The organism is Microbacterium xerophyticum, from assembly GCF_053543555.1.
In genome coordinates, this window is the sequence record NZ_JBLVOB010000007.1 from 107964 (window position 1) to 131871 (window position 23908).

16 protein-coding genes and 1 pseudogene are annotated in these 23908 nt (G+C 67.0%); 4 read left to right on the forward strand and 13 right to left on the reverse strand.

Annotated features, from left to right (window positions below):
* Positions 1-175: 175 nt before the first annotated feature.
* The 6 genes from rpoC to ACNPNP_RS12040 form a co-directional block, all read right to left on the reverse strand.
* Positions 176-4051 carry a DNA-directed RNA polymerase subunit beta' gene (gene rpoC, locus ACNPNP_RS12015; protein ID WP_448966275.1) on the reverse strand — a complete coding sequence of 1292 codons (3876 nt, stop codon included), beginning with the start codon at positions 4049-4051 and terminating at the stop codon, positions 176-178.
* Positions 4052-4092: 41 nt separating this feature from the next.
* Entirely contained in the window at positions 4093-7587 is a 3495-nt protein-coding gene (rpoB, locus tag ACNPNP_RS12020; RefSeq protein WP_448966276.1) for a DNA-directed RNA polymerase subunit beta, read from the reverse strand.
* Between the two features lie 223 nt (positions 7588-7810).
* The gene (locus ACNPNP_RS12025) at positions 7811-9523 is read right to left on the reverse strand and encodes an ABC transporter ATP-binding protein (protein WP_448966277.1); all 1713 of its coding nucleotides are present in this window, start codon (positions 9521-9523) and stop codon (positions 7811-7813) included.
* Between the two features lies 1 nt (position 9524).
* Entirely contained in the window at positions 9525-10475 is a 951-nt protein-coding gene (locus tag ACNPNP_RS12030; RefSeq protein WP_448966278.1) for an ABC transporter permease, read from the reverse strand.
* Positions 10472-11476, reverse strand: coding sequence for an ABC transporter permease (locus ACNPNP_RS12035; protein ID WP_448967245.1), 1005 nt, complete (start codon positions 11474-11476; stop codon positions 10472-10474). Before ACNPNP_RS12035 ends, ACNPNP_RS12030 begins: the two co-directional genes overlap by 4 nt.
* 72 nt (positions 11477-11548) lie before the next feature.
* Positions 11549-13222, reverse strand: coding sequence for an ABC transporter substrate-binding protein (locus ACNPNP_RS12040; protein ID WP_448966279.1), 1674 nt, complete (start codon positions 13220-13222; stop codon positions 11549-11551).
* Positions 13223-13403: 181 nt separating this feature from the next.
* Between ACNPNP_RS12040 and ACNPNP_RS12045 the strand changes: the two genes are divergently transcribed.
* A complete protein-coding gene (locus tag ACNPNP_RS12045) occupies positions 13404-14657 on the forward strand; it encodes an LCP family protein (protein WP_448966280.1) in 1254 nt (417 codons plus the stop codon).
* A gap of 18 nt (positions 14658-14675) precedes the next feature.
* Here ACNPNP_RS12045 and ACNPNP_RS12050 read toward each other — a convergent pair whose 3' ends face one another.
* The 4 genes from ACNPNP_RS12050 to ACNPNP_RS12065 are packed head-to-tail and all read right to left on the reverse strand — an operon-like array spanning position 14676 to position 19284.
* Entirely contained in the window at positions 14676-16163 is a 1488-nt protein-coding gene (locus tag ACNPNP_RS12050; protein ID WP_448966281.1) for a glycoside hydrolase family 3 protein, read from the reverse strand.
* Complete coding sequence (locus ACNPNP_RS12055; RefSeq protein ID WP_448966282.1) at positions 16160-16996, reverse strand: carbohydrate ABC transporter permease; 837 nt, start codon at positions 16994-16996, stop codon at positions 16160-16162. The genes ACNPNP_RS12050 and ACNPNP_RS12055 overlap by 4 nt, the downstream gene beginning before the upstream one ends.
* Positions 16993-17973 (reverse strand): carbohydrate ABC transporter permease, encoded by a 981-nt coding sequence (locus ACNPNP_RS12060; RefSeq protein WP_448966283.1) that lies wholly within the window; start codon positions 17971-17973, stop codon positions 16993-16995. Before ACNPNP_RS12060 ends, ACNPNP_RS12055 begins: the two co-directional genes overlap by 4 nt.
* A gap of 24 nt (positions 17974-17997) precedes the next feature.
* Positions 17998-19284 (reverse strand): sugar ABC transporter substrate-binding protein, encoded by a 1287-nt coding sequence (locus tag ACNPNP_RS12065; RefSeq protein ID WP_448966284.1) that lies wholly within the window; start codon positions 19282-19284, stop codon positions 17998-18000.
* A gap of 149 nt (positions 19285-19433) precedes the next feature.
* Between ACNPNP_RS12065 and ACNPNP_RS12070 the strand changes: the two genes are divergently transcribed.
* The 3 genes from ACNPNP_RS12070 (at position 19434) to ACNPNP_RS12080 (ending at position 21452) form a co-directional block, all read left to right on the forward strand.
* Positions 19434-20300, forward strand: coding sequence for a spermidine synthase (locus ACNPNP_RS12070; RefSeq protein ID WP_448966285.1), 867 nt, complete (start codon positions 19434-19436; stop codon positions 20298-20300).
* 81 nt (positions 20301-20381) lie between these two features.
* The gene (locus ACNPNP_RS12075) at positions 20382-20909 is read left to right on the forward strand and encodes a hypothetical protein (RefSeq protein WP_448966286.1); all 528 of its coding nucleotides are present in this window, start codon (positions 20382-20384) and stop codon (positions 20907-20909) included.
* A gap of 48 nt (positions 20910-20957) precedes the next feature.
* Positions 20958-21452, forward strand: a complete 495-nt coding sequence (locus ACNPNP_RS12080; RefSeq protein ID WP_448966287.1) for a SprT-like domain-containing protein — start codon at positions 20958-20960, stop codon at positions 21450-21452.
* A 33-nt stretch (positions 21453-21485) separates the two neighbouring features.
* Here the strand turns inward: ACNPNP_RS12080 and ACNPNP_RS12085 are convergent, their stop codons facing one another.
* The 3 genes and pseudogenes from ACNPNP_RS12085 to ACNPNP_RS12095 form a co-directional block, all read right to left on the reverse strand.
* Positions 21486-22148 carry a 2-phosphosulfolactate phosphatase gene (locus ACNPNP_RS12085; protein WP_448966288.1) on the reverse strand — a complete coding sequence of 221 codons (663 nt, stop codon included), beginning with the start codon at positions 22146-22148 and terminating at the stop codon, positions 21486-21488.
* A 35-nt stretch (positions 22149-22183) separates the two neighbouring features.
* Complete coding sequence (locus ACNPNP_RS12090; RefSeq protein ID WP_448966289.1) at positions 22184-23641, reverse strand: ABC transporter permease; 1458 nt, start codon at positions 23639-23641, stop codon at positions 22184-22186.
* Positions 23638-23908 (reverse strand): annotated as a pseudogene (locus tag ACNPNP_RS12095) (ABC transporter ATP-binding protein); the annotation flags it as partial. The gene ACNPNP_RS12090 and the pseudogene ACNPNP_RS12095, both read right to left, overlap by 4 nt.

The following is a 23908-nucleotide window of genomic DNA, read 5'->3' on the forward strand; positions in this document are numbered from 1 at the left end:
CCGCTCGCGTCCTTCCAGGCCTCGTCAGAAGACTTTCGCGGGTCTGGATGCGCGGGAAGCCGCGAAAGTCTTCCGCCATCGCTAGGGCGGCACAGCAACTCGCGAGATCCCACACCCCAGATACGAAGAAGGCCCCAGGGCGAACCCTGGGGCCTTCTTCAGTGGATCAGAACGCTCAGTTGTACGTACCGGGCGTCACGTCATCCGTCGAGAACGCGTCGAAGTCGACGTAACCGAAGTCGCCCTCGGCGTACGCCCCGTCGGATGCGAAGATCCGGTTCGGGTAGCGCTCGCTCTTGGCTTCCTCCGTCGCCTCGACCGTGACGTCGCGGTACTTCGCGAGGCCCGTTCCGGCGGGGATGAGCTTACCGATGATGACGTTCTCCTTGAGACCGACCAGCGGGTCGCGCTTGCCCTGCATGGCAGCCTCGGTGAGCACGCGGGTCGTCTCCTGGAACGACGCAGCCGACAGCCACGATTCGGTCGCAAGCGACGCCTTCGTGATACCCATCAGCTCCGAACGACCGGATGCCGGACGCTTGCCCTCGGCGACAGCCTCGCGGTTGATCGCCTGGTAGCGCTTGAGGTCGACCATCTCACCCGGGAGCAGGGTCGTGTCGGCGTGATCGACGACGGTGACCTTGCGGAGCATCTGACGGACGATGACCTCGATGTGCTTGTCGTGGATCGGCACACCCTGCGAGCGGTACACGCCCTGGACGCCGCCGACGAGGTAACGCTGCACCTCGCGAGCACCCATGACGCGCATGACCTCCTTGGGGTCGAGCGTGCCCACCAGGATCGGCTGACCGACCGTGACGTGCTGGCCGTCCTCGACGAGAAGCGTCGCACGCTTCAGCACCGGGTAGATGACCTCCTCATCGCCGTTGTCGGGCGTGAGGATGACCTTCTTGGCCTTGTCGGTCTCGTCGATCGTGATGCGGCCGTCGGCCTCGGCGATCGGCGATGCGCCCTTCGGCGTACGAGCCTCGAAGAGCTCCTGCACACGGGGCAGACCCTGGGTGATGTCGTCCGCCGATGCCGAACCACCGGTGTGGAACGTACGCATCGTCAGCTGGGTACCGGGCTCACCGATCGACTGCGCCGCGATGATGCCGACGGCCTCGCCGATGTCGACGGTCTTACCCGTCGCCAGCGAACGGCCGTAGCACTGCGCGCAGACGCCGACAGCCGAGTCGCAGGTCAGCACGGAGCGCACCTTGATGGTGTCGACACCGAGCTCGACGAGCTTGTCGATCAGGACGTCTCCGACGTCGTCGCCGGCAGAGGCGAGAACCTCGCCCTTGCTGTCGATCACGTCAGCGGCCAGCGTGCGGGCGAACACCGAGTTCTCGACGTTCGCGTCGCGCACGAGCTCACCCTGCGAGTTCGGAGCGGCGATCGGGAGCTCGAGGCCCTTCGATGTGCCGCAGTCCTCTTCGCGGATGATGACGTCCTGCGAGACGTCCACCAGACGACGGGTCAGGTAACCCGAGTCGGCGGTACGCAGAGCGGTGTCGGCCAGACCCTTACGGGTACCGTGCGTCGCGATGAAGTACTCCGCCACCGACAGACCCTCGCGGTACGAGGAGATGATCGGACGGGGGATGATCTCACCCTTGGGGTTGTTCACCAGACCACGCATACCCGCGATGTTGCGGATCTGCAGCCAGTTACCACGAGCACCGGAGGACACCATGCGGTTGATGGTGTTGTCCTCAGGGAAGTTCTCGCGCATCGCGACCTGAACCTCGTCGGTTGCCTCGGTCCAGATCTTGATGAGCTCCTGACGACGCTCGGCGTCGGTGGTGAGACCCTTCTCGTACTGGGACTGGACCTTCGCAGCAAGCTTCTCGTGCTTGGCGACGATCTCCTTCTTGTTCGGAGGAGTGAGCACGTCGCTCAGCGCGACGGTCACACCCGAACGAGTGGCCCAGTAGAAGCCGGCATCCTTGATGCGGTCCAGCGTCGCCGCCGTCTCGACCTTGGGGTACTCCTCGGCCAGCTTGTTGACGATCTGCGACAGCTTGCCCTTGTCGGCAGGCTCGCGCACGAACGGGTAGCCCTTCGGGAGCGTGGCGTTGAAGATCGCCTGACCCAGCGAGGCGTCGACGAGTCCGTGGCGCTCGTAGCCCTCAGGCGCCTGTCCTTCGAGGAAGGTCAGACCAGGGATGCGGATGCGCACCTTCGCCTGCAGGTCGAGGGTTCCCTCGTCCTTGGCGAGGATCGCCTCGGAGACGGAGCCGAAGGCACGGCCCTCGCCCTTCGCGCCGTCCTTGACCACGGTGAGGTGGTGGAGGCCGATGATCATGTCCTGCGAAGGCAGGGTGACCGGACGGCCGTCGGACGGCTTCAGGATGTTGTTCGATGCGAGCATCAGCACGCGGGCCTCGGCCTGAGCCTCGACCGACAGCGGCAGGTGCACAGCCATCTGGTCACCGTCGAAGTCGGCGTTGAACGCCGCGCAGACGAGCGGGTGCAGCTGGATGGCCTTGCCCTCGACGAGCTGAGGCTCGAAGGCCTGGATGCCCAGGCGGTGCAGGGTCGGTGCACGGTTGAGCAGCACCGGACGCTCGCGGATGATCTCCTCGAGCACGTCCCAGACCTCGGGACGGGTGCGCTCGACGGCGCGCTTCGCGGCCTTGATGTTCTGCGAGTGACCGAGGTCGATCAGGCGCTTGATCACGAACGGCTTGAAGAGCTCCAGAGCCATCTGCTTGGGCAGACCGCACTGGTGCAGCTGCAGCTGCGGGCCGACGACGATGACCGAACGGCCGGAGTAGTCGACGCGCTTTCCGAGCAGGTTCTGACGGAAACGACCCTGCTTGCCCTTCAGCATGTCGCTGAGGGACTTCAGGGCGCGGTTGCCGGTACCGGTGACGGGACGACCACGGCGGCCGTTGTCGAACAGTGCGTCGACGGCCTCCTGCAGCATGCGCTTCTCGTTGTTGACGATGATCTCGGGAGCACCGAGGTCGATCAGACGACGAAGACGGTTGTTGCGGTTGATCACGCGGCGGTACAGGTCGTTCAGGTCGCTGGGCGCGAAGCGGCCACCGTCGAGCTGCACCATCGGGCGCAGCTCCGGCGGGATCACCGGGACGACGTCGAGGACCATGGATGCCGGGCTCATGCCGGTCTCCAGGAACGAGTTGACGACCTTCAGACGCTTGATCGCACGGATCTTGCGCTGTCCCTTGCCCTCGGAGATCTGAAGGTGCAGACTCTCGGCCTCCGCCTTCAGGTCGAAGGCCGCGAGGCGACGCTGGATCGACTCCGCGCCCATGTGGGCCTCGAAGTACTGACCGAAGCGGTCCTGCAGCTCGTGGAAGACATCGTCCTCCGGACGAAGAGCGCCGACCTGGAGCGTGCGGAAGTCTTCCCACACGCGCTCGAGCTTGGCGATCTGCTCGTCGTGGCCCTTGCGAAGGAGAGTCATCTCCTTCTCCGCGGCATCCTTGACCTTCTTCTTCGCGTCGGCCTTGGCGCCCTCGGCCTCAAGGGCTGCGAGCTCCTCCTCCAGGCGCGACAGGCGCTCAGCGATCTTCGCGTCGCGGCGGTCGCCGAGCGTCTTCAGCTCGAGGCGGATGTTGTTCTCCTGCGTGGCGAGGTCGCGGTGACGAGCATCCTCGTCGACCGAGATGACCATGTACGCCGCGAAGTAGATGACCTTCTCCAGGTCCTTCGGTGCCATGTCCAGCAGGTATCCGAGGCGCGACGGGACGCCCTTGAAGTACCAGATGTGGGTGACGGGCGCGGCGAGCTCGATGTGGCCCATGCGCTCGCGACGGACGGAGCTCTTGGTGACCTCCACGCCGCAGCGCTCGCACACGATGCCCTTGAAGCGGACGCGCTTGTACTTACCGCATGCGCACTCCCAGTCGCGGGACGGTCCGAAGATCTGCTCTCCGAAGAGGCCGTCCTTCTCGGGCTTGAGCGTGCGGTAGTTGATGGTTTCAGGCTTCTTGACCTCACCGTATGACCATCCGCGGATGTCGTCAGCGGTGGCCAGGCCGATGCGAAGCTCATCGAAGGTGTTTGACTCGAGCACTAGTTCTCCTGTGTCTCAATAAGAATTCGTTATCGGCCGGATCAGATCTCGTCGATCGAGGCGGACTCGAATCGGCTGGAGATGTTGATACCGAGCTCCTCCGCTGCGCGGAATGCCTCGTCGTCGGTGTCGCGGAGGTTGACCGCCGTGCCGTCTGCCGAGAGGACCTCGACGTTCAGGCAGAGCGACTGCATCTCCTTCATGAGCACCTTGAACGACTCGGGGATGCCGGGCTCCTGGATGTTCTCGCCCTTGACGATCGCCTCGTACACCTTGACGCGGCCGAGGATGTCGTCGGACTTGATCGTGAGGAGCTCCTGGAGGGCGTATGCGGCGCCGTAGGCCTCGAGGGCCCACACCTCCATCTCACCGAAGCGCTGTCCACCGAACTGCGCCTTACCACCGAGCGGCTGCTGGGTGATCATTGAGTACGGACCCGTCGAACGCGCGTGGATCTTGTCGTCGACCAGGTGGTGCAGCTTCAGGATGTACATGTAGCCCACCGAGATCGGCGCAGGGAACGGCTCACCGGAGCGGCCGTCGAACAGCTGCGTCTTACCGGTCGAGTCGATCAGGCGGTCACCGTCGCGCGTCGGGAGCGTCGAGTCGAGAAGACCGGCGATCTCCTGCTCTTCCGCACCGTCGAACACCGGGGTCGCGACCTTGGTGCCTGGAGCCGCCTCGAAGGCGTCCTTCGGCAGGTGCGCAGCCCACTCGGGGTTGCCCTCGACCTTCCAGCCCTGCTTGGCGATCCACCCGAGGTGGGTCTCCAGCACCTGGCCGAAGTTCATTCGACCGGGGATTCCGAGCGGGTTCAGGACGATGTCGACCGGGGTGCCGTCCGGAAGGAACGGCATGTCCTCGATCGGCAGGATCTTGGCGATGACACCCTTGTTGCCGTGACGGCCGGCGAGCTTGTCGCCCTCGGTGATCTTGCGCTTCTGGGCGATGTAGACCACGACGCGGCGGTTGACGCCGGAGCCGAGCTCGTCATCGCCGTCTTCGGCGTTGAACTCCTTGACCGCGATGATCGTGCCCTGCTCACCGTGGGGCACCTTCAGGGAGGTGTCACGGACCTCGCGGCTCTTCTCGTTGAAGATCGCGCGGAGCAGGCGCTCCTCGGCCGACAGCTCGGTCTCACCCTTCGGCGTGACCTTGCCGACGAGGATGTCGCCGGGGCGGACCTCGGCGCCGATGCGGATGATGCCGCGCTCGTCGAGATCCTTCAGCAGCTCGGGGCTGACGTTGGGGAGGTCACGGGTGATCTCCTCCTTGCCGAGCTTCGTGTCGCGGGAGTCGACCTCGTACTCCTCGATGTGGATCGAGGAGAGCGTGTCGTCCTTCACCAGGTCCTGGCTGAGGATGATCGCATCCTCGAAGTTGTAGCCTTCCCAGGTCATGAACGCGACGAGCAGGTTCTTACCGAGGGCGAGCTCACCGTTCTGGGTCGCAGGACCGTCGGCGATGACCTCGTTGACCTCGACGCGCTCGCCTGCCGACACGAGAACCTTCTGGTTGTAAGAGGTTCCCTGGTTCGAGCGGTCGAACTTGCGGAGGTAGTACTCCTTGGTGCCGCCCTCGTCGAGCTGGAGCACGACGCGGTCAGCGGAGACCTCGGTGACGACACCGGCCTTGTCGGCGCTGATGACGTCGCCGGCGTCGATGGCCGCGTAGCCCTCCATACCGGTTCCGACCAGCGGGGAGTCGCTGCGCAGCAGCGGCACAGCCTGACGCTGCATGTTGGCGCCCATGAGCGCGCGCTGAGCGTCATCGTGCTCGAGGAACGGCACGAGCGAGGTCGCGACCGACACCATCTGGCGCGGCGAGACGTCCATGTAGCCGATCTCCTCCGGCGCGAACACGTCGACCTCGCCACCGGGGCGGCGGGCCAGGACGCGCTCTTCGCGGAAGTGACCGTCTGCCTTGAGCGGCGCGTTGGCCTGAGCGACGATGAAGTCGTTCTCCTCGGAGGCGGTCAGGTAGTCGATGTCATCCGTGACCTGACCGTTGACGACGCGACGGTACGGGGTCTCGATGAAACCGAAGGAGTTGATGCGCGCGAAGGTCGCGAGCGAGCCGATCAGACCGATGTTCGGGCCTTCAGGGGTCTCGATCGGGCACATGCGGCCGTAGTGCGACGGGTGAACGTCACGGACCTCGACGCCTGCACGGTCACGGGACAGACCACCAGGGCCGAGCGCCGAGAGGCGGCGCTTGTGGGTCAGACCCGCGAGCGGGTTATTCTGGTCCATGAACTGCGACAGCTGCGATGTTCCGAAGAACTCCTTGATCGCTGCGACGACGGGGCGCACGTTGATCAGGGTCTGCGGCGTGATCGCCTCGATGTCCTGCGTGGTCATGCGCTCGCGGACGACGCGCTCCATGCGGGACAGGCCCGTGCGGACCTGGTTCTGGATGAGCTCGCCGACGGCGCGGATACGGCGGTTGCCGAAGTTGTCGATGTCGTCGGTCGACATGCGGATCTCGGCCTTCTTGCCGCCGCGGAGCCCCTCGAAGGTCTCGTCGCCACGGTGCAGACGCACGAGGTACTTGATGGTCGCGACGATGTCCTCGACGGTCAGCACCGACGAGTCCAGCGGCTGGTTCAGGCCCAGCTTCTGGTTGATCTTGTAACGACCGACCTTCGCGAGGTCGTAGCGCTTCGCGTTGAAGTAGAAGTTGTCCAGCAGCGCGCGGGCGGCCTCGGCGGCGACCTGCTCGCCCGGACGGAGCTTGCGGTAGATGTCGCGCAGCGCGTCTTCCTTGGTGAGGATCGTGTCCTTCGCGAGGGTCTCCTCGATGGAGGGGTACCCGGCGAACTCGACGAGGATCTCCTCGCTGGTCATGCCCAGCGCCTTGAGGAAGACCGTGACGGACTGCTTGCGCTTGCGGTCGATGCGCACGCCGACCTGGTCGCGCTTGTCGATCTCGAACTCGAGCCATGCACCGCGGCTCGGGATGACGCGCGCCGAGACGATGTCCTTGTCGGAGGTCTTGTCTGGGGTCTTGTCGAAGTAGACACCCGGCGAGCGCACGAGCTGCGACACGACGACGCGCTCGGTGCCGTTGATGATGAAGGTTCCGCGGCTGGTCTGCAGCGGGAAGTCACCCATGAAGACGGTCTGAGTCTTGATCTCACCGGTCTGGTGGTTCATGAACTCGGCCTCGACGTAGAGCGGGGCGGCGTAGGTCTTGCCGCGCTCCTTGCACTCGTCGATCGAGTACTTCTCCGGCTCGAGGTACGGGTTGGTGAAGCTCAGCTGCATCGTCTCGCTGAGGTCCTCGATCGGAGAGATCTCCTCGAAGATCTCCTCCAGACCGCTGAACTCGTTGAGATCCTTGCGACCGGCCTTCTTGCCCTCTGCGACACGAGCCTTCCAGGTGTCGTTGCCGACGAGCCAGTCGAAGGACTCCGTCTGCAGCGCGAGAAGGTCAGGGACCGTCAGCGTGTCGGAGATCTTGGCGAACGAAAGACGGGAAGCTCCGCGTCCGTTCTTGTTGGTGGTGGATGTGGATGCGTTGCGAGCAGCAGCCAAGGGAATAACCTCCGTGAGCCCCGCAGGGCTTCTCGATTCCTTTGTCGTCAGGTGGAGTGCGCACTCGTATGCTCAACATCTGCCGACCACCATATGAGGGCAGGGAGAACCGAGGCGCAAAGAACAACTATACGTCCGATTTCACGACATGGCAAGCGGAATCCTTGACCAATTCCGGATGCTGCGGTAAAAGGCCCTGCGACCGCTTCCCCGACGGATGCAGTCAGGCGATGTTGAGCTCGTTGCCGGGGATCGACGCCAGAAGGCGGCGGGTGTACGGATCGCGCGGATTCGTGAAGATCTCCTCGCTCGTCGCTGCCTCCACGAGAGCGCCGTCCTTCATCACGCAGACGTAGTCGCTGATCAGGCGCACGACGGCGAGGTCGTGCGAGATGAAGAGGTAGCTGAGCCCGTACTCGCGCTGCAGGTCGCCGAGAAGGCGCAGGATCTGGTCCTGCACCAGCACGTCGAGCGCCGAGACCGGCTCGTCGCACACGATGAGATCGGGCGAGAGAGCGAGCGCCCGCGCGATCGCGACGCGCTGGCGCTGTCCGCCGGAGAGCTCCGAAGGATAGCGCCGCAGCATCGACTGCGGCAGCGCGACGTCGTCGAGCAGCTGTCGCACGCGCTTGCGCCGATCGGCGCCGCTGCCGCGCCGGTAGAACTCCAGCGGCTCGGCGATCAGCCGCTCGATCGTGAACATCGGGTTCAGGCTCGAGTACGGGTCCTGGAAGATCGGCTGCACCCGCTGACGGAAGTCCCGCGTCTCGGCACGGCTGAGGGTGGAGACGTCCTTGCCCTCGAACCTGATCAGTCCGCTCGTCGGCTCGATCACCTTCAGCAGCATCCGAGCCGTCGTCGTCTTGCCGGAGCCGGACTCGCCCACGATCGCGACGGTCTCCCCGCGCGGGATCACGAGCGACACATCGTTGACGGCGACGAAGTCGTCGCCTCGTCCGCGTACCGGGTACACCTTCGTGAGGTTCTCGAACTCGACGATGTTGTCGGTCTTGGCCGGGGTCTCGGCCGGCTGCTCGCGCTCAGCACGCTCGGTGCCGCCGGGCGTCGTGCTGCCGAACGCCTCAGGCCGCAGGCGTGCGACCGCGACCGACGGCGCGGCCTTGACGAGCGACTGCGTGTACGGATGCTGCGGATCCTCGAGGATCTGCTTGGCGTCGCCCTGCTCGACCACCTTGCCGCGATGCATCACGATCACGCGTTCGGCGCGTTCGGCGGCCAGCCCCAGATCGTGGGTGATCAGCAGTACGGCGGTGCCGAGCTCGCGGGTCATCGTGCCGATCTGATCGAGGATCGTCTGCTGCACCGTGACATCCAGCGCGCTGGTCGGCTCGTCCGCGATCAGCAGCCTGGGCTTGCAGGCGAGACCGATCGCGATCAGTGCACGCTGGCGCATACCGCCGGAGAACTCGTGCGGGTACTGCTTGGCGCGCTTCGCGGCGTCTGGGAGACCCGCAGCCTCGAGCGCCTCGACGACCTTCGCCGAGACGTTCTGCCGATTGGCCAGGCCGTGCGCGAGCAGCGTCTCCGCGACCTGCGTGCCGACCTTCGCGACCGGGTTGAGGTTCGACATCGGATCCTGCGGCACGAGGCCGATGTGGCGTCCGCGGATCGCGCGCATCTCGTTCTCGGGAGCCTTCGAGATCTCACGGCCGTCGAGACGGATGCTGCCCGCGGCGATGCGTCCGCCGCCGGCGAGCAGCCCGATGATGGCCATCGCCGTCGTGGACTTTCCGGAGCCGGACTCCCCCACGATCGCGACGGTCTCGCCCTCGGAGATCTCGAGGTCCACGCCCTCGACGGCGTGCACGACCCCGTCGGTCGTGTTGAAGTCGACGGCGAGGCCCTCGACCGACAGCAGCGGAGTGCTCATGCCCTGTGGTTCCTTGCCCTGTTCCTTGGTGGTGTCCGTGGCCATGTCAGCGCGCCCTCGTCCTCGGGTCCATCGACTCCCGCAGCGATTCACCGAACAGCGTGAACCCGAGAGCGGTGACCGCGATGCAGATACCGGGGAAGAACGCCAGCCACGGCGCGATCGCGAGCTCGCTCTGCGCGTAGGTCAGCATCCGCCCCCACTCGGCCGTCTCCGGGCGTCCGCCGCCGAGACCGAGGAACGACAGCGCTGCCGCGTCGATGACCGCGGTGGCGAGCGTCAGCGTGCCCTGCACGATGACGGGGCCGATCGCGTTGGGCAGCACGTGCGACATCGTGATGCGTCCGCGCCCGAGGCCGAGCGTCTGCGCCGAGAGCACGTAGTCGCTCGAGCGCTGCTGCAGCATGGATGCACGGAGCAGGCGCGCGAAGATCGGCACCTGCGACGCACCGATCGCGATCATCACCGCGTACGGGGTCTGGCCGAGGATCGCCGCGATCGAGACCGCCAGGAGCAGGTTCGGCACCGAGAGGATGATGTCGACGATGCGCATGATGATCGTGTCGACCCAGCCGCCGAACGTGCCGGCGATGAGTCCGAGGATCATGCCGCCGACCAGGCCCATCGCGGTGGAGATGATGCCGACCATGAGCGAGGCCTGCGCACCCCAGATGAGCTTGGAGAGCACGTCCCCGCCGAAGCGGTCGAGGCCGAGCGGGAACTCCGGGAGCTCGCCGGGGCCAGGAATGTGCGTCGGCGTGATGAACTTCGCACCGGGCAGCGCCGTCTCGGGGTACGGCGCCAGGATCGGCGCCAGGGCGGCGACGAGGAGGAACAGCAGCACGCTCACCGCACCGGTCCACGCCGTCGGGCTGTGTCGCAGACGCCGGAAGACGTCGCGCCAGAAGCCGCCGCCGGCATCCTTCATCTCGGTCTGGGCGAGGGAGACCGTGTCGATGATCTCGCCGCCCTGCGCGGGGGGAAGAGGAATACTCACTGGACCCTCACTCTCGGGTCGATCAGGCTGTAGGAGACATCCACCGCGAGGTTGATCAGCGCGTACGCGATCGCGATGAAGATGATGAAGCCCTGCAGCACGGGGAAGTCACGGGTGAAGATCGCCCTCGCCAGGAACGATCCGATTCCCGGGTAGGCGAACACGGTCTCGGTCAGCACCGCTCCCGAGATCAGCAGGCCGGTCTGCAGACCGATCGTCGTGACCACGGGGAGCAGCGCGTTGCGCAGGATGAACCTTCCGCGCAGCGTGGAGTTGGCGACGCCCTTCGCCCGACCTGTACGCACGTAGTCCGCGTTCTGCACCTCGAGGACACTGGCCCTCGTGATGCGCACGATGATCGCGAGCGGGATCGTGCCGAGCGCGAGCGCCGGGAGGATGAGGTGCAGGATCGCGTCCCAGGACGCATCGAACTCGCCGGTGATGATGCCGTCCCACACGTAGAACCCGGTGGGATGGGTGGCGTCGATGCGCGGGCTCTGCCTGCCGTCGGCCGGAAGCCAGCCCAGCTGCACCGCGAAGATGTACTTCAGGATGAACGCCAGGAAGAACACCGGGATCGTGATGCCGACCAGGCTCAGCACGACGGCGGAGTGATCGCTGAACTTCCCGTGCCGACGTGCGGCCCAGTAGCCCAGGGGGATTCCGACGCCGACCGCGATGATGAGCGCCGCGATCGACAGCTCGATCGTCGCGGGGAAGCGCCGGAAGAACTCCTCCAGCACTGGGCGGTTGGTCTGGATCGATGTGCCGAAGTCGCCCTGCAGCAGTCGTCCGATCCAGACGAAGTACTGCTCGATGAGAGGACGGTCGAATCCGTAGAGCTTGTTGACCCGTTCGATCGCCTCGGGGGTGGCCTTCTCCCCGAGCAGCGCCACGGCCGGCCCGCCGGGGAGGGCCCTGACCCAGGCGAAGAGCAGGATGCTCAGGCCGAACAGGGTGGGGATGAGGAACAGCAGTCGCCTGCCGATGGTGCGCAGCAAGAAGTACTCCCAGCTTTTCAGGTGCAACGGCACTCCACCCCACGCGGGGGTGGAGTGCCGCTGCGTGAACCCTTACTTGGTGAGGACGATGTCCGTGAAGACCTCGTCGTTCACCGGGCTGGCAGGGTAGCTCTCGACGCGGGGGTCGAAGGCCAGGGTGGGAGCGGGATGCGCGAGCGGGACGCCGGGGATGAACTCGGCGACCATCTCGTTGATGTCCTGGTAGAGGCCGGTCTGCTCCTCGAGGTCAGGCACACCGCGCGCCTCGGCCAGGGCGTTGAACAGCTCGGGGTTGTCGAAGCCCCACTCCGAGCTCTGAGCGCCGAAGAAGACGCCGACGAAGTTGTCGGTGTCGTTGTAGTCGCCGGTCCAGCCGAGCAGGTGGATGCCGTGATCCGCGGTCCCGGTGGTGCGGTCGAGGTACTCGACCCACTCCTCCGAGACCGGAGTGGTCTCGACGCCGGCCTCGGCCAGCTGCGAGGACAGCACCGTGAAGATCTGCTCGGGGTCCGGCATGTACGGACGCGAGACGTTGACCGGGTAGTTGAAGGTCAGCTTCAACGGGTTGGCCTCGTCGTAGCCGGCTTCCGCCAGCAGCGACTTGGCCTTGTCGACGTCGTATTCGTAGGTCGTGACGTCCTCGTTGTAGCCGTTGACGCTGTCCGGCATGAACTGCGTCGCCTTCTCGGTGCCCTCGGGGAGCACCTGGCTGATCAGCGCGTCCTTGTCGATCGCGTAGGACAGCGCCTCGCGCACCTTCGGGTCCTGCAGCTCGGGAATCTGCTGGTTGAACGCCAGGTACAGGATCGTGAACGGAGGACGCGACACCATCGTGAAGCCGTCTTCCTCGAGGGCCGCCGTGTCGGCGGGGCCGCCCAGGTCGTAGCCGTCGATGTCGCCGGCTTCGAGGGACTGGCGGCGTGCGGTCGGGTCGTCGATCGTGCGGAAGATGATCTCCTCGATCTGGCCCTTCTCACCCCAGTACTCGGGGTAGGACGTCAGCGTGACCTGCTCGCCGGGCGCCCACTCCTCGAACTGGAAGGGGCCGGTGCCGACCGGGTGCCCCATGGCGTACTCGGACAGCGCGGGCGCCTCAGCAGAACCGCCGACCTCGTCGGCCGCGAACTCCTGCATCGCTGCCGGGCTCTGCATCGCGAACGCCGGCAGGGACAGTGCGGGGATGAAGCCGGCGAACGGCTTGTTCAGCTCGACCGTGACGCTGTAGTCGCCGTCCGGGGTGCACGACTTGTAGACCGCGTCGGCGGCATTGGAGGCGTAGCCGTGGAACAGCTTGCTGTAGTAGTAGCCGAACGCCTCGGAGGCGGCGAGACCGGTCCAGTTGAACCAGCGGTCGAAGTTCACGCAGACGGCCTCCGCGTTGAACGGTGTGCCGTCGTGGAAGGTGACGTCCTCCTTCAGGGTGAAGGTGTGCGACATGCCGTCCTCGGCCGACTCCCACGACTCCGCCAGCAGCGGAGCGGGATCGGCTGTACCTGGCTCGGTGCCGACGAGACCCTCGAAGATCTGACGCGAGACGCGGAAGCTCTCGCCGTCCTGAGCGAACGCCGGGTCGAGGCTGGCCGGGTCTGAGGAGGCCGCGAATACGAACGTGCTGTCGACGTCGCCCTCCGGCTCTCCTGAGTCGTCGCCGCGATCGCTGGCGACGCAGCCCGCGAGCAGCATCGCTGCGATCGCGGTGCCGGTGACGGCGATGAGCCCTCGCCGACGCATGGATGTGTGGTGCATGCTGTGTACCTTCCCTGTTGGGGCGCTTCCTTGCGCGTGCCGGGGCGTCATCGCTCCGTAACACGGTGATGCAATGACGTTACCCAGCACGCTCCTGGAATCCAAACGCATCCGTGTTGCGATCCGGTATCAGCTGAGTAACGGCTACGTGTTAGCGTCAGGCAGGATCGGAGGACACCGGATGAAGAAGCTGCCCGACGCGCTCCACCGCTCGACGGTCGCCCGCCACGCGACGCTGCCGTCGCCGAGCAGGACATCGACCGGCTTGAAGCTGCTCGGCGCAGCGCTCAGCACCGTCCTGGTGGCGACGATCGGTGTCGGCGCATTCATCGCGATCGATCTCGCGACGCGTGCGACGGCGGATTCCGTCGGTCTCGAAGGGGCACCGGACATCGCACCACCGGCGCTCGGCGAGTTCCCCGGCGCCTTCGATGTGCTCGTGCTCGGGACCGACGAATGCGGCCCGATCTCCGATCGCTGGCTCGGCGAACGCTGCGAGGAGAGCGACGAAGGCATCCTGAACGACGCGAACCTGCTCGTGCACGTGTCGGAATCGCCGCGAAAGGTGACCGTCGTGTCGTTCCCCCGCGACCTCATGGTCGAGGTCCCGGAGTGCGAGCTCGATGACGGGTCGGTCGCGTCGGCGCAGGGAACCCAGTCGCTCAACAGCGTGTACGGCCATGCAGGGCTCTCGTGCGTGGCGCAGACGATCACGGAGCTCACCGGCGTGCCGATCAGCATGGCCGCCAAACTGAGCTTCGACGGCGTGATCCAGATGACGGATGCGATCGGCGGCGTCGAGGTGTGCATCGGCGAACCGGGGCTCAGCGACACCCAGACCGGCATCGACTGGCCGGCCGGCACCCGCAACGTGAAGGGCCTGGAGGCGCTGCAGTTCCTGCGCACCAGGCACGGCGTTGGCGACGAGAGCGACCTCGCGCGCATCTCGAACCAGCAGCAGTACATGTCGCGCCTGGCCAGGAAGATCCTGAGCGACGAAGTGCTCAGCGATCCTTCGAAGGTGCTGCGCCTGGCGAGCACGGTGGCGGAGAACATCGTGCCCAGCGACTCTCTTTCGAATCCGTTGAGGCTCGGGCAGCTCGCCCTCGCGATCAAGGATGTGCCGTTCGACGACTTCGTGTTCGTGCAGTACCCGAGCTTCACCGCCCCGTACGACGAGGACAAGGTCGTGCCGGACTACGACTCCGCCGCCGCGCTCTGGGATGCCCTCGCCGCGAACCAGTCGCTGGAGCTCACCGGTGGGGCCAGTCCCAACGGCGGTGTGGAGGAGGTCACTCCCCCGACGGAGCCCGCGCCGGAGGACAGCCCCGCCCCCGAGGAGAGCCCCGCCCCAGACGACCGCGCGACGCTTCCTCCCGAGGTCAGCGGCACGAACGTCGGGCAGGACACCTGCTCGGCTGGCAACCTGAACTGAGCGTTCGGCAGGAGCGCGTCAGCGACCGAGCAGCAGGGCGCGAGCCGCCTCGGCGCCCACACGGCTCGCGGCAGCGACCTCGACGACAGGAAGCGGCAACGGATGCCTGGCCGGCAGGCCCACGTTCACCACGACGGCGCCCGGATCACGGCCGGCAGCGTCGTCGATGAGCGCCCGTTGGGCGTCGGCGACATCTGGCCGGTCGACCAGCAGCACGAGGCGCCCTTCGGCCGTCAGCGCCGCGTCCAGCGCCGCATCCCGCTCCTCATCCGTCGCACGGTCGACATCCAGCCGCACGCGGAAGCCGTCGCCGGCGAGACCGTCGGCGACGTACGACGCCGCGCTGTCGACCGCGAGCGTCGAACGCCGGCGCGCGTCGATGAGGGACACAGCGGATGCCGTGGCATCCGCCTGCCCGTCGATCGCGCCCGTGACCCGCAGGGCACGCCGTACGATCGCCGCACCGTCGTAGGGGGTCTCGTCCGCGGCCTCCGGCACGCCGACGGCGACCTTCGCCGCCAGGGCACGAACGCGATCGCGCGCCTGCTCGACGCGTTCTCGCGGAAGAGTGCCGTCGCGGAGCGCCGCGACGATCGCCTCACGCGCGGTGAGATAGTCGCGCTCGTCCTGATCGGGCAGAGCGGCGGCACCGGGGTTGGTCGGGTTGCCGATGCACAGCAGATCGGCCCCTGCGGCCAGCGCCTGCACGGCTCCTCCGCCGATCCCGACCGACTCGCGGACGGCGGCCATGTCGAGCGCATCGGTGATGATGACGCCCTCGAAGCCGAGCTCGCGCAGACGGCCGAGCACGGTCGGGTTCAGCGTGGCCGGCCGCTCACCCCACGCGGGGACGACGATGTGCGCCGTCATGATCGAGTCGGCGCCCGCTGCGATCGCAGAACGGAACGGCTCGAGGTGCACGTCCTCGATCTCGGCGGGGTCCAGGGTGATCACCGGCAGCGCGTGGTGCGAGTCGAGATGGGTGTCGCCGTGGCCGGGGAAGTGCTTGACGCACGCGGCCACTCCCCCGTCCTGCAGCCCCTCGACGGTCGCTGCGACGTGGCGGGAGACGAGTGCGGCATCCGCGCCGAATGCGCGCACGCCGATCACCGGATTGCGCGGGTCGGTGTTCACGTCAGCGACCGGTCCGAGCACGACGTCGATACCGACCGCACGCGCCCTGCGGGCGAGTTCGATGCCGGTCGCCCTGCTCGCGGCGACGTCGTCGACGACGCCGAGCTGCGCGGCTCCGGGGAGCGTCGACCCTGTTCCGACTTCGAGCCTGGTGACGCTGCCGCCCTCCTCGTCGATGCCGATCAGCGCCTGCGGGTTCGCCGCGTGGATCTCCGCGCTCAGCGCTGCAAGGTCGACCGAGATGTTCTGACCGAAGTACACGACACCCGCGAGGTCGTCCTCGAGAGCCGTGCGCAGCCACTCCGGAGCCGTTGTTCCGAAGAACCCCGGCCACAGCACGCTGTTGGCGAGACGGGTGAGGTCGTCCGTCATCCCTTCACCGCTCCGGCGACCATGCCGCTCGCGAGCCGGCGCTGCACGATGACGAAGAAGATCATGACGGGGATCGTGATGATCGTCGAGGCGGCCATGATGCTTCCCCAGTCGTTGGAGTGCAGGCCGAAGAACGACTTCAGACCGATCGCGACCGTGTACTGATCACTCGCACCGCCGAGCATCGTCATGGCGAAGATGAACTCGTTCCATGCCGTGATGAAGCTGAAGATGCTCGTGGCGACGAGGCCCGGCATCACCAGCGGCAGCAGCACCGATCGGAACATGCGCCACCAGCTCGCGCCGTCGATGTACGCGGCCTCCTCGAGCTCGACAGGGACGGCTGCGACGAAGCCGCGCAGCATCCAGATGCCGAACGCCAGCGAGAGTGCGACGTACACGATCATCAGGCCGATGATGCTGTTGAGCAGCCCCAGGCTCTTCACCTGCAGGAACAGCGGGATCACGAGCGCCTCGAGCGGCACCATCTGCACCACGAGGATCATCATGAGGATCGTGGTGCGGAACTTGAACTTGAACCGCGCCACCGCCACCGCGGCGAGCAGGCAGACGAGCGCACTCACGAGCACCGTCACGAGTGCGACGATCGCGGAGTTGCGCAGGAACACGCCGAACCCGCCCTCGGTGAAGACGAACGCGAAGTGGTCGAAGGTGAGCTCTTCAGGGAAGAATGAGCGCCCACCGCTGGAGGCGTTCTTGTCGAAGGCGCTGGAGACCATCCAGTACACCGGGAAGAGCGTGAAGATCAGGACCGCGGCGACCCCGACGCCGATGCCGACCTTCGACAGGACGGACTTGTCGTTCGGGTTCACAGTTCGTCCTCCTTCATGAGCGAGCGGATGTACACGATCGTGATTCCGATCAGCGCGAGTGTGAGCAGCACGGCGAGCGCGGCGCCGAATCCGTAGCGGTTCTGACCGAACGATTCGACGTACGACCAGACTCCGAGGTTGAGCACGGAGCGGTTCGATCCTGAGCCGCCCGGCATCAGGTAGACCTGCGCGAACACCTTGAAGTCCCAGATGGTCGACAGGATGATCACGACCGAGAAGACGGGGCGCAGAGTCGGGAAGACGATGCTCCAGAAGCGGCGCCAGGCGCCTGCACCGTCGAGAGCCGCCGCCTCGAGCATCTCCTTCGAGACGCCGAGCAGACCGGCGAGCACTGTGATCGCCACGAACGGGAAGCCGTGGTGCACGACGTTCAGCAGCACGATCGCGTAGAACGACCACTGGTTGGTGAACCAGTTGACCGAGCCGTCGATCAGTCCGAGGCCCTGCAGCATGTCGTTGAAGACGCCGCGGTCGGCGTCGAAGATGAACGTCCAGACATACGTGCCGGTGACGGCGGGCATCGCCCACGCGATCATGATGCAGCTGGAGACGATCACGCGCCAGGTCGTGCCCAGTCGCTGCAGCAGAAGCGCCACGAGAGTGCCGACCGTGACCGTGGCGAACACCGCGACGGCGGCGAAGCCGACGGTGTTCGGGAGGACGACCGTCCAGAGGGTCGGGTTGGTGAGCGCCTCGACGTAGTTGTCGAAGCCGATGAAGTTCGATTCCCCGGTGTTGATCTCCCGCAGGCCGTAGTCCTGGAGCGAGTAGATGAATACCTGCGCCAGAGGCCACAGCATGAGCCCGGCGAGGATCGCGAGCCCGGGGGCGAGGAGCAGCCAAGGGCGTGCCTTGGCGATGGAGAGGAACCGATTTGATCGGCGGCCGCCGGCCACGGAGGCGGGGGGGTTCCCCGCCTCCGTGGGTGTCGGCAGCGGTGCGTGCACCGTCGACATGGAGAGGTATTGCCTAACTGGTTGTTACTGGTTGAGCAGTTCGGTCATCTCGGCTGCGGCATCCTTCGTCGCGGTGGCGACGTCCTTCTGCCCGCTGAGGATCGACTGGATCATCGCGTTGGTGGTCTTCTTCGCCTGGACGGCGCCGAAGTTCGGGGTCACCGGCACGGATGCGCCGCCGTCGACCATCTGCTCGGCGAACGGAGCGACCAGCGGGTCGGTCGAGGCGAGTGCCTCTTCCATCGCCGAGGCGACACCGGGGAAGTACCCGGTCTGCTCCGCCCACTTCTCAGCGAACTCGCCCGTGGTCATGAACTGGACGAACTCCCACGCGAGGTCGGCGTTCTTCGTGGTGTTGAAGACCGACAGGTGCGATCCGCCCAGCACGGACGGAGCGATGTCGCCGTCCTCACCAGGGATGACGGCTGCGCCGAGCTTGCCCTCGAGGTCGGGGTTGGTCTCGATGAGCGCGTTGGGCGTCCACGAACCGGAGAGCATCATCGCGACGTTGCCCTGGGTGAACGCGTCACGGATGTCGGTCTCCTTCCACGTGGTCGCACCTGCGGAGGAGAAGCCGTGCTTCGTGGCCAGGTCGGTGTAGAACTGGATGCCGGCCTGCGACTTCTCGCTGTCGAGCTCGCTCGTCCAGGTGTCGCCGTCGAGCGTGGCGATCTCGCCGCCGGCGCCCCAGACCCACGGGTAGACGAAGAACTCGGAGTCCCCGGCGACCGGGAACGCGAGCATCTCGGGGTGCGCGGCCTTGATGGCCTCGCCTGCGGCGACGATGTCGTCCCACGTCTTCGGAGCCTCGAGTCCGAGCTCCTCGAAGATGTCGGCGCGGTAGACGAGCGAGCGGACGCCGGCGTACCACGGCATGCCGTACAGCTCTTCGTCGTACGTGCCTGCGACCTCGAGCCCCTCGACCAGGTCGTCGCGGAGGCCGTCTTCAGCGTCGACGTACTCGTCGAGCGGGACCAGGGCGCCGGCGTCGGCGAACTCCGCGGTCCAGGTGGTGCCGGTCTCGGCGATGTCGGGTGTCGTGCCACCGGCGATCGACGTGACGAAGCGGTCGTGCGCGTCGGCCCACTGCACCTCTTCGAACTCGACGGTCGCGCCGGTCTCCTCCTTGAAGGCGGTGGAGACCTCGTCGAGGAACGCGGTGGAGTCAGGGTTCGTGCCCTGCATGATCCAGACGCTGAGGGTCTGGTCCTCACCGTCGGCCGAGCCGTTGCCCGCGTCGCCGGAACACGCGACGAGGCCCAGCGATGCCGTGACGCCCAGCGCCACGATGGGAAGAATGCGCTTCTTCATCTGGTGAATCTCCTCATTGAAAAGTGCCTCGGCGCGCAACGGTTGCATGCCGATCAGGAAAAAGTATTCATCACTAACAAAATACCTGCAACTCCTGCGAGGGATCGTCATACACCTGTAACACGCACCAGGCGCATAGGGTCGATGGCATGGGACGGACGCGCGCGAAGGACACCGAGCACCCGCAGGCGCGACTCGATCACGGCGGTATCGCGGTGATCTCGCCGTCGGAGTTCACCACCGGCTTCGAGCTGGTCGTCGACGACACGCCCCAGTCCCACGTCGATCTCGATGACCCGACGCATCTGCACTTCGAGTACGTCGTGCGCATGGGCGCGGTGATCGACCAGCTGACCTCCCCCGGCGCACCGCTGACCGCCGTGCATCTCGGCGCGGGTGCGCTGACCGTCCCCCGATACATCGAGGCGACAAGGCCGGGATCGCGTCAACAGGTGATCGAATGGGAGGCACCGCTCGCGGCACTCGTCCGCGAGCACCTGCCGCTGCCTCGCGGTGCGTCGATCCGCATCCGGATCGGCGACGCGCGCGCTGGTGCGAAGAAGCTGCCGCCCGCGCTCACCGGCGCCTGCGACCTCGTCGTCTCCGACGTGTACTCGGGCGCGCAGACCCCGGCGCATCTGACCAGCGTCGAGTTCTACCGCGAACTGTCGGAGCTCCTCGCACCCACCGGCGTCCTGCTCGTGAACGTCGCCGACGGGCCGGGCCTCGCCTTCGCGAGGCGCCAGGTCGCCACGATCGCCGCCGTGCTCCCCGAGGTGGCGCTGCTCGCCGACACGCAGGTGCTCAAGGGCCGCCGGTTCGGGAATCTGGTGATCGCGGCATCCCCCTCTCCCCTGCCCACCGAATGGCTGCCACGGATGCTGGCAGCCGGCCCGCATCCGGCGAAGATCGCCCAGGACGCCGAGGTCGCAGCCTTCGCGAAGGGTGCGCGCGTCGTCACGGATGCGGATGCCGTGGCATCTCCGAAACCGGATGCGTCGATCTTCCTGCGCTGAAATCGCACTCCGGGGCGTGCCGCGGGCTCGTCCGCAGATCCGACAGGCAGACTGGAGCGAGGCGCCGCGGAGGGAGAGCACATGGGTTACATCAAGGGTTACGATCCAGAGACTCTTCGTGAGCTGGTCGATCAGGTCGAATGCGCAGAACGGCTGGTCGAGATCGAGTCGCAGCGCAGCCTGCCTGCACTGCTGGAGCGGGTCTGGCTGCTGAAGGTGCTCGGTCAGCTCGATGACGCGCTGGCGCTCGCCGACGAGTCGGTGCGTGTCGCACGGATGGCCGGCACCCGCAAGGACGTGCTGCGCGCACGCGTGCTGCACGCGACGATCCTGCAGTACCGCGGTGCGCACGCCGCCGCCGAACAGGAGCTCGCGACCTGCGCATCCGAAGCCGAAGGACAGGGGTGGGCGTCGATCGCGGCGTTCGCGCACCAGCACCACGGCAAGAACGCGTACGACGCCGGCGACTTCGACGAGGCGCGAACGAGCTTCAAGCAGGCCCTCTTCCTGCGCAGGGAGGCCGGCGCAGCGGACGCCGAGCTCGAGGTCGCGCTGCTGGCGATCGAGGCCGCGGAGAAGCGCCGCAGCGGGCAGCTCGTCAGCAGCTGAATCACGTCGCGCGCCCCTGATGTCGGCGGGATGATTTAGCCTAGGCGCATGGCGGAACTTGACCGTGTGCGCATCTGGGGAGACGCACTTATCCGGTTGCACCTCGACGACTCGTGGTCGTTCGGCTTCGACCACGCCAAGCGTCGTGCCGGGCAGTGCGATTTCCGCGCCAAGCGGATCACCGTGTCACGGTACCTCGCTGCACGATTCGACGACGATGAGATTCATCAAGTGCTCCTTCACGAGGTGGCGCATGCGCGGGCGGGGCACCGTGCGGCGCACGGTGCGAAGTGGAAGCTGATCGCCCGCGACATCGGCTACGTCGGCGGCACGACGCACCACGGAGAAACGGCCGAAGAGCTCGCACCGTGGATCGGCACCTGCCCCGCCGGCCACGTGACGTACCGGCATCGCAGGCCGGGCAGGGCGACGTCGTGCGTCAAGTGCTCGCGCACCTTCGACCCACGGTTCGAGTTCACGTGGACCCGTCGCGAGATCACGGCCGAGGTGAAGCTGGCCGCCCAGATGCCGCGCCCCCAGTAGCTGCGACCCCGCTCGCCGCGCACGGCTACCGAGTCACACGAACGCGACGAACTCTCCGTCGCTGAGCACGGGCACCGCGTCGGTCGCGTCGACCTCTGCGGCGGCCGCAGTCCCGGTCGGGACGAGACCCGCACCTTCGATCCGCGCGGTCGCGGCGACGCCGTCCGCGATCTCCTTGCCCGAGCCGGATGCCGTGAGCAGATGGCGCATGGCCCGGCGCAGCCCGCGCGCTGACTCGCAGACGGCCGCGGCCTCCGGCGACGTGTGATCCGCGCCGAGGTCGCTCAGCGCCGCGATGACCGTGCCCGCCCCGAGCTGGTCCTCGACGGCGAAGCGGAGCTCGCCGTCATCCGTCAGCTCGCCGGCCGCGATCACCGCCACCGAGGTGCGCTGCTGTCGACGGTTCTGCAGCTCGAGCACCGTCTTCGCCACCGCCGACGCGTTGCGCAGCGAGCCGAGGAGCACAGTCACCTCCCCTGCTGCGGCCGCTGCGGCGACGGTTGCGCCGTTGCGCGACCAGCCCACGGCATCCGTGAGTGCGACCGTGCGGCCGGATGCCACGGCATCCGTCACCGTCGACGAGAATCGCAGCACGTCGACGACCACGACCACGTCGGCCGGCGCGAGACGCCGCAGTCCGGCGGCACCCCACTCGAAGCGGACCTGGTACGTGGACTGATCGAACGGCTGCGGCATCCCCCAAGCCTACGAGACCCGCCGGGAGAAGCGGGTCAGTCGACGGCCAGCGCCTCGACCGGGGCCACGCGGGTCGCGAGCCTTGTGGGCGTCGCAGCGGCCACCAGCGTCAGCACCGCGGTCGCGGCGATGATCACCACCACGGGGATCCACGGCACTGCCGGCGACACGAGCCCTGCGGTGTCGAAGTTCGGCGGCATCCGCACCGAACCGAGCAGCGACTGCGCGGCGATCCAGCCGTACGCGACGCCGAGCACGAGCCCTGTCACCGTCGCCGTGATCGTGATGTGCAGCGCCTCGAGCAGGAGCATCCGCCGCACCTGGCCGTTCGACAGCCCGATCGCACGCAGCAGTCCGAGCTCGCGCCGCCGCTGCACCACTCCGATCGTGAGCAGGTTGACCAGGCCGACAGCGGCGATCACGGCCGAGACGCCGACGAGCACCATCATGATGGCGGCGAAGCTGTCCATGATCAGCGAGAACTCCGAGTCGAGCTCTCCGCCCGCGGCCTTCGCCAGCAGCACCTTGACCGACTCCAGCGCGACGGCGAACATCGTCACCAGTGTCACGCCCATGACGACCCCGATCGCCATGCGGCTGGAGCGTTCGGGGTACCGCAGCGCGTTCTCGGCCGCGAGACGGGCGGTCGCCGACCGTCCGAACAGCTTTCCGACCAGTCGCAGCAGCGGCGGCATCACGAGCACGGAGCCCAGCGAGATCCCGGTGAACGAGAACAGCCCGCCGAAGAACGCCACGACCACTCCCAGCGGCGTCACCAGTCCGATGAGCACGCCGAACGCCAGCAGCGCCGCGCCGACGATGAGCAGCAGCAGCGCTCCGACGTGCCTGGCAGGACGACGGGCGGCATCGTCGTGCGAGCGCTCCACCGAGCCTCCGATCGCCTGCAGCGGAGTCACCGCGAGCACGCGCCGCGACCCCACCCAGGCTGCGGCCCACGTCGTCAGTGCGACCCCGAGCGCCGGGATGAGTATCGCCGGCTGCATCAGGGAGAACGACGGCAGTGCCCCCAGCATCCTGTCGGCGACGGCCGATCCGATCCAGACCATCGCGAAGCCGACGACCAGGCCGATGAGTGCGCCGAGCGCGCCGACGACCAGTCCCTGGTTCGCGACCTCCACCCGCTGGGAACGGGCGCTGCCGCCGATCAGCCGCACCAGCGCGATGCGGCGCGTGCGTCCTGCGATGATCGTCGAGAAGGTGTTGGCGGTGACGATCGCGCCGACGTACAGCGCGACCCCGATCAGCAGCACGGAGAGCAGGGCGACCACGACGGCCAGCGTTCCGCTGTCACCGATGTACGGGTCGGCCTTCAGCATCGCGCCGATGTACGCGGTCGTCTCGACCAGCACCACACCGAGGGCGGACGAGAGCGTGGCGACGAGCACGCTCGCCCCCATCCCCCGGTCGCGCAGCCAGGTGAGGCGCGGTCCTGTCCTCGTGGTGTCGGAGACGACCGTCGCCACGGCGCTCACGCCGCCACTTCCGCGGCCAGCATGTATGCGGCGATCTGCTCCGCGCTCTGGCGCGGGTGATCGGCCACGATGCGTCCGTCGCCGAGGTACAGCACCCGGTCGGCATGGCTGGCGGCGATCGCGTCGTGCGTGACCATGGCGATGGACTGGCCGTGCTCGCGGCTCGCGTTCGACAGCAGCTGCAGCACCTCGCGTCCGCTCGCGGAGTCGAGGTTGCCGGTCGGCTCGTCAGCGAACACCAGGTCGGGCGCGGTGGGGCGCGCCCGT

Excerpts from the sequence above, each read along its gene's own strand:
- ACNPNP_RS12040 (WP_448966279.1), bottom strand. The coding sequence starts at position 13,222 with ATGCACCACACATCCATGCGTCGGCGAGGGCTCATCGCCGTCACCGGC.
- ACNPNP_RS12050 (WP_448966281.1), bottom strand. The coding sequence starts at position 16,163 with ATGACGGACGACCTCACCCGTCTCGCCAACAGCGTGCTGTGGCCGGGG.
- ACNPNP_RS12080 (WP_448966287.1), top strand. The coding sequence starts at position 20,958 with ATGGCGGAACTTGACCGTGTGCGCATCTGGGGAGACGCACTTATCCGG.
- ACNPNP_RS12085 (WP_448966288.1), bottom strand. The coding sequence starts at position 22,148 with ATGCCGCAGCCGTTCGATCAGTCCACGTACCAGGTCCGCTTCGAGTGG.
- ACNPNP_RS12070 (WP_448966285.1), top strand. The coding sequence starts at position 19,434 with ATGGGACGGACGCGCGCGAAGGACACCGAGCACCCGCAGGCGCGACTC.
- ACNPNP_RS12065 (WP_448966284.1), bottom strand. The coding sequence starts at position 19,284 with ATGAAGAAGCGCATTCTTCCCATCGTGGCGCTGGGCGTCACGGCATCG.
- ACNPNP_RS12060 (WP_448966283.1), bottom strand. The coding sequence starts at position 17,973 with ATGTCGACGGTGCACGCACCGCTGCCGACACCCACGGAGGCGGGGAAC.
- ACNPNP_RS12045 (WP_448966280.1), top strand. The coding sequence starts at position 13,404 with ATGAAGAAGCTGCCCGACGCGCTCCACCGCTCGACGGTCGCCCGCCAC.
- ACNPNP_RS12075 (WP_448966286.1), top strand. The coding sequence starts at position 20,382 with ATGGGTTACATCAAGGGTTACGATCCAGAGACTCTTCGTGAGCTGGTC.
- ACNPNP_RS12025 (WP_448966277.1), bottom strand. The coding sequence starts at position 9,523 with ATGGCCACGGACACCACCAAGGAACAGGGCAAGGAACCACAGGGCATG.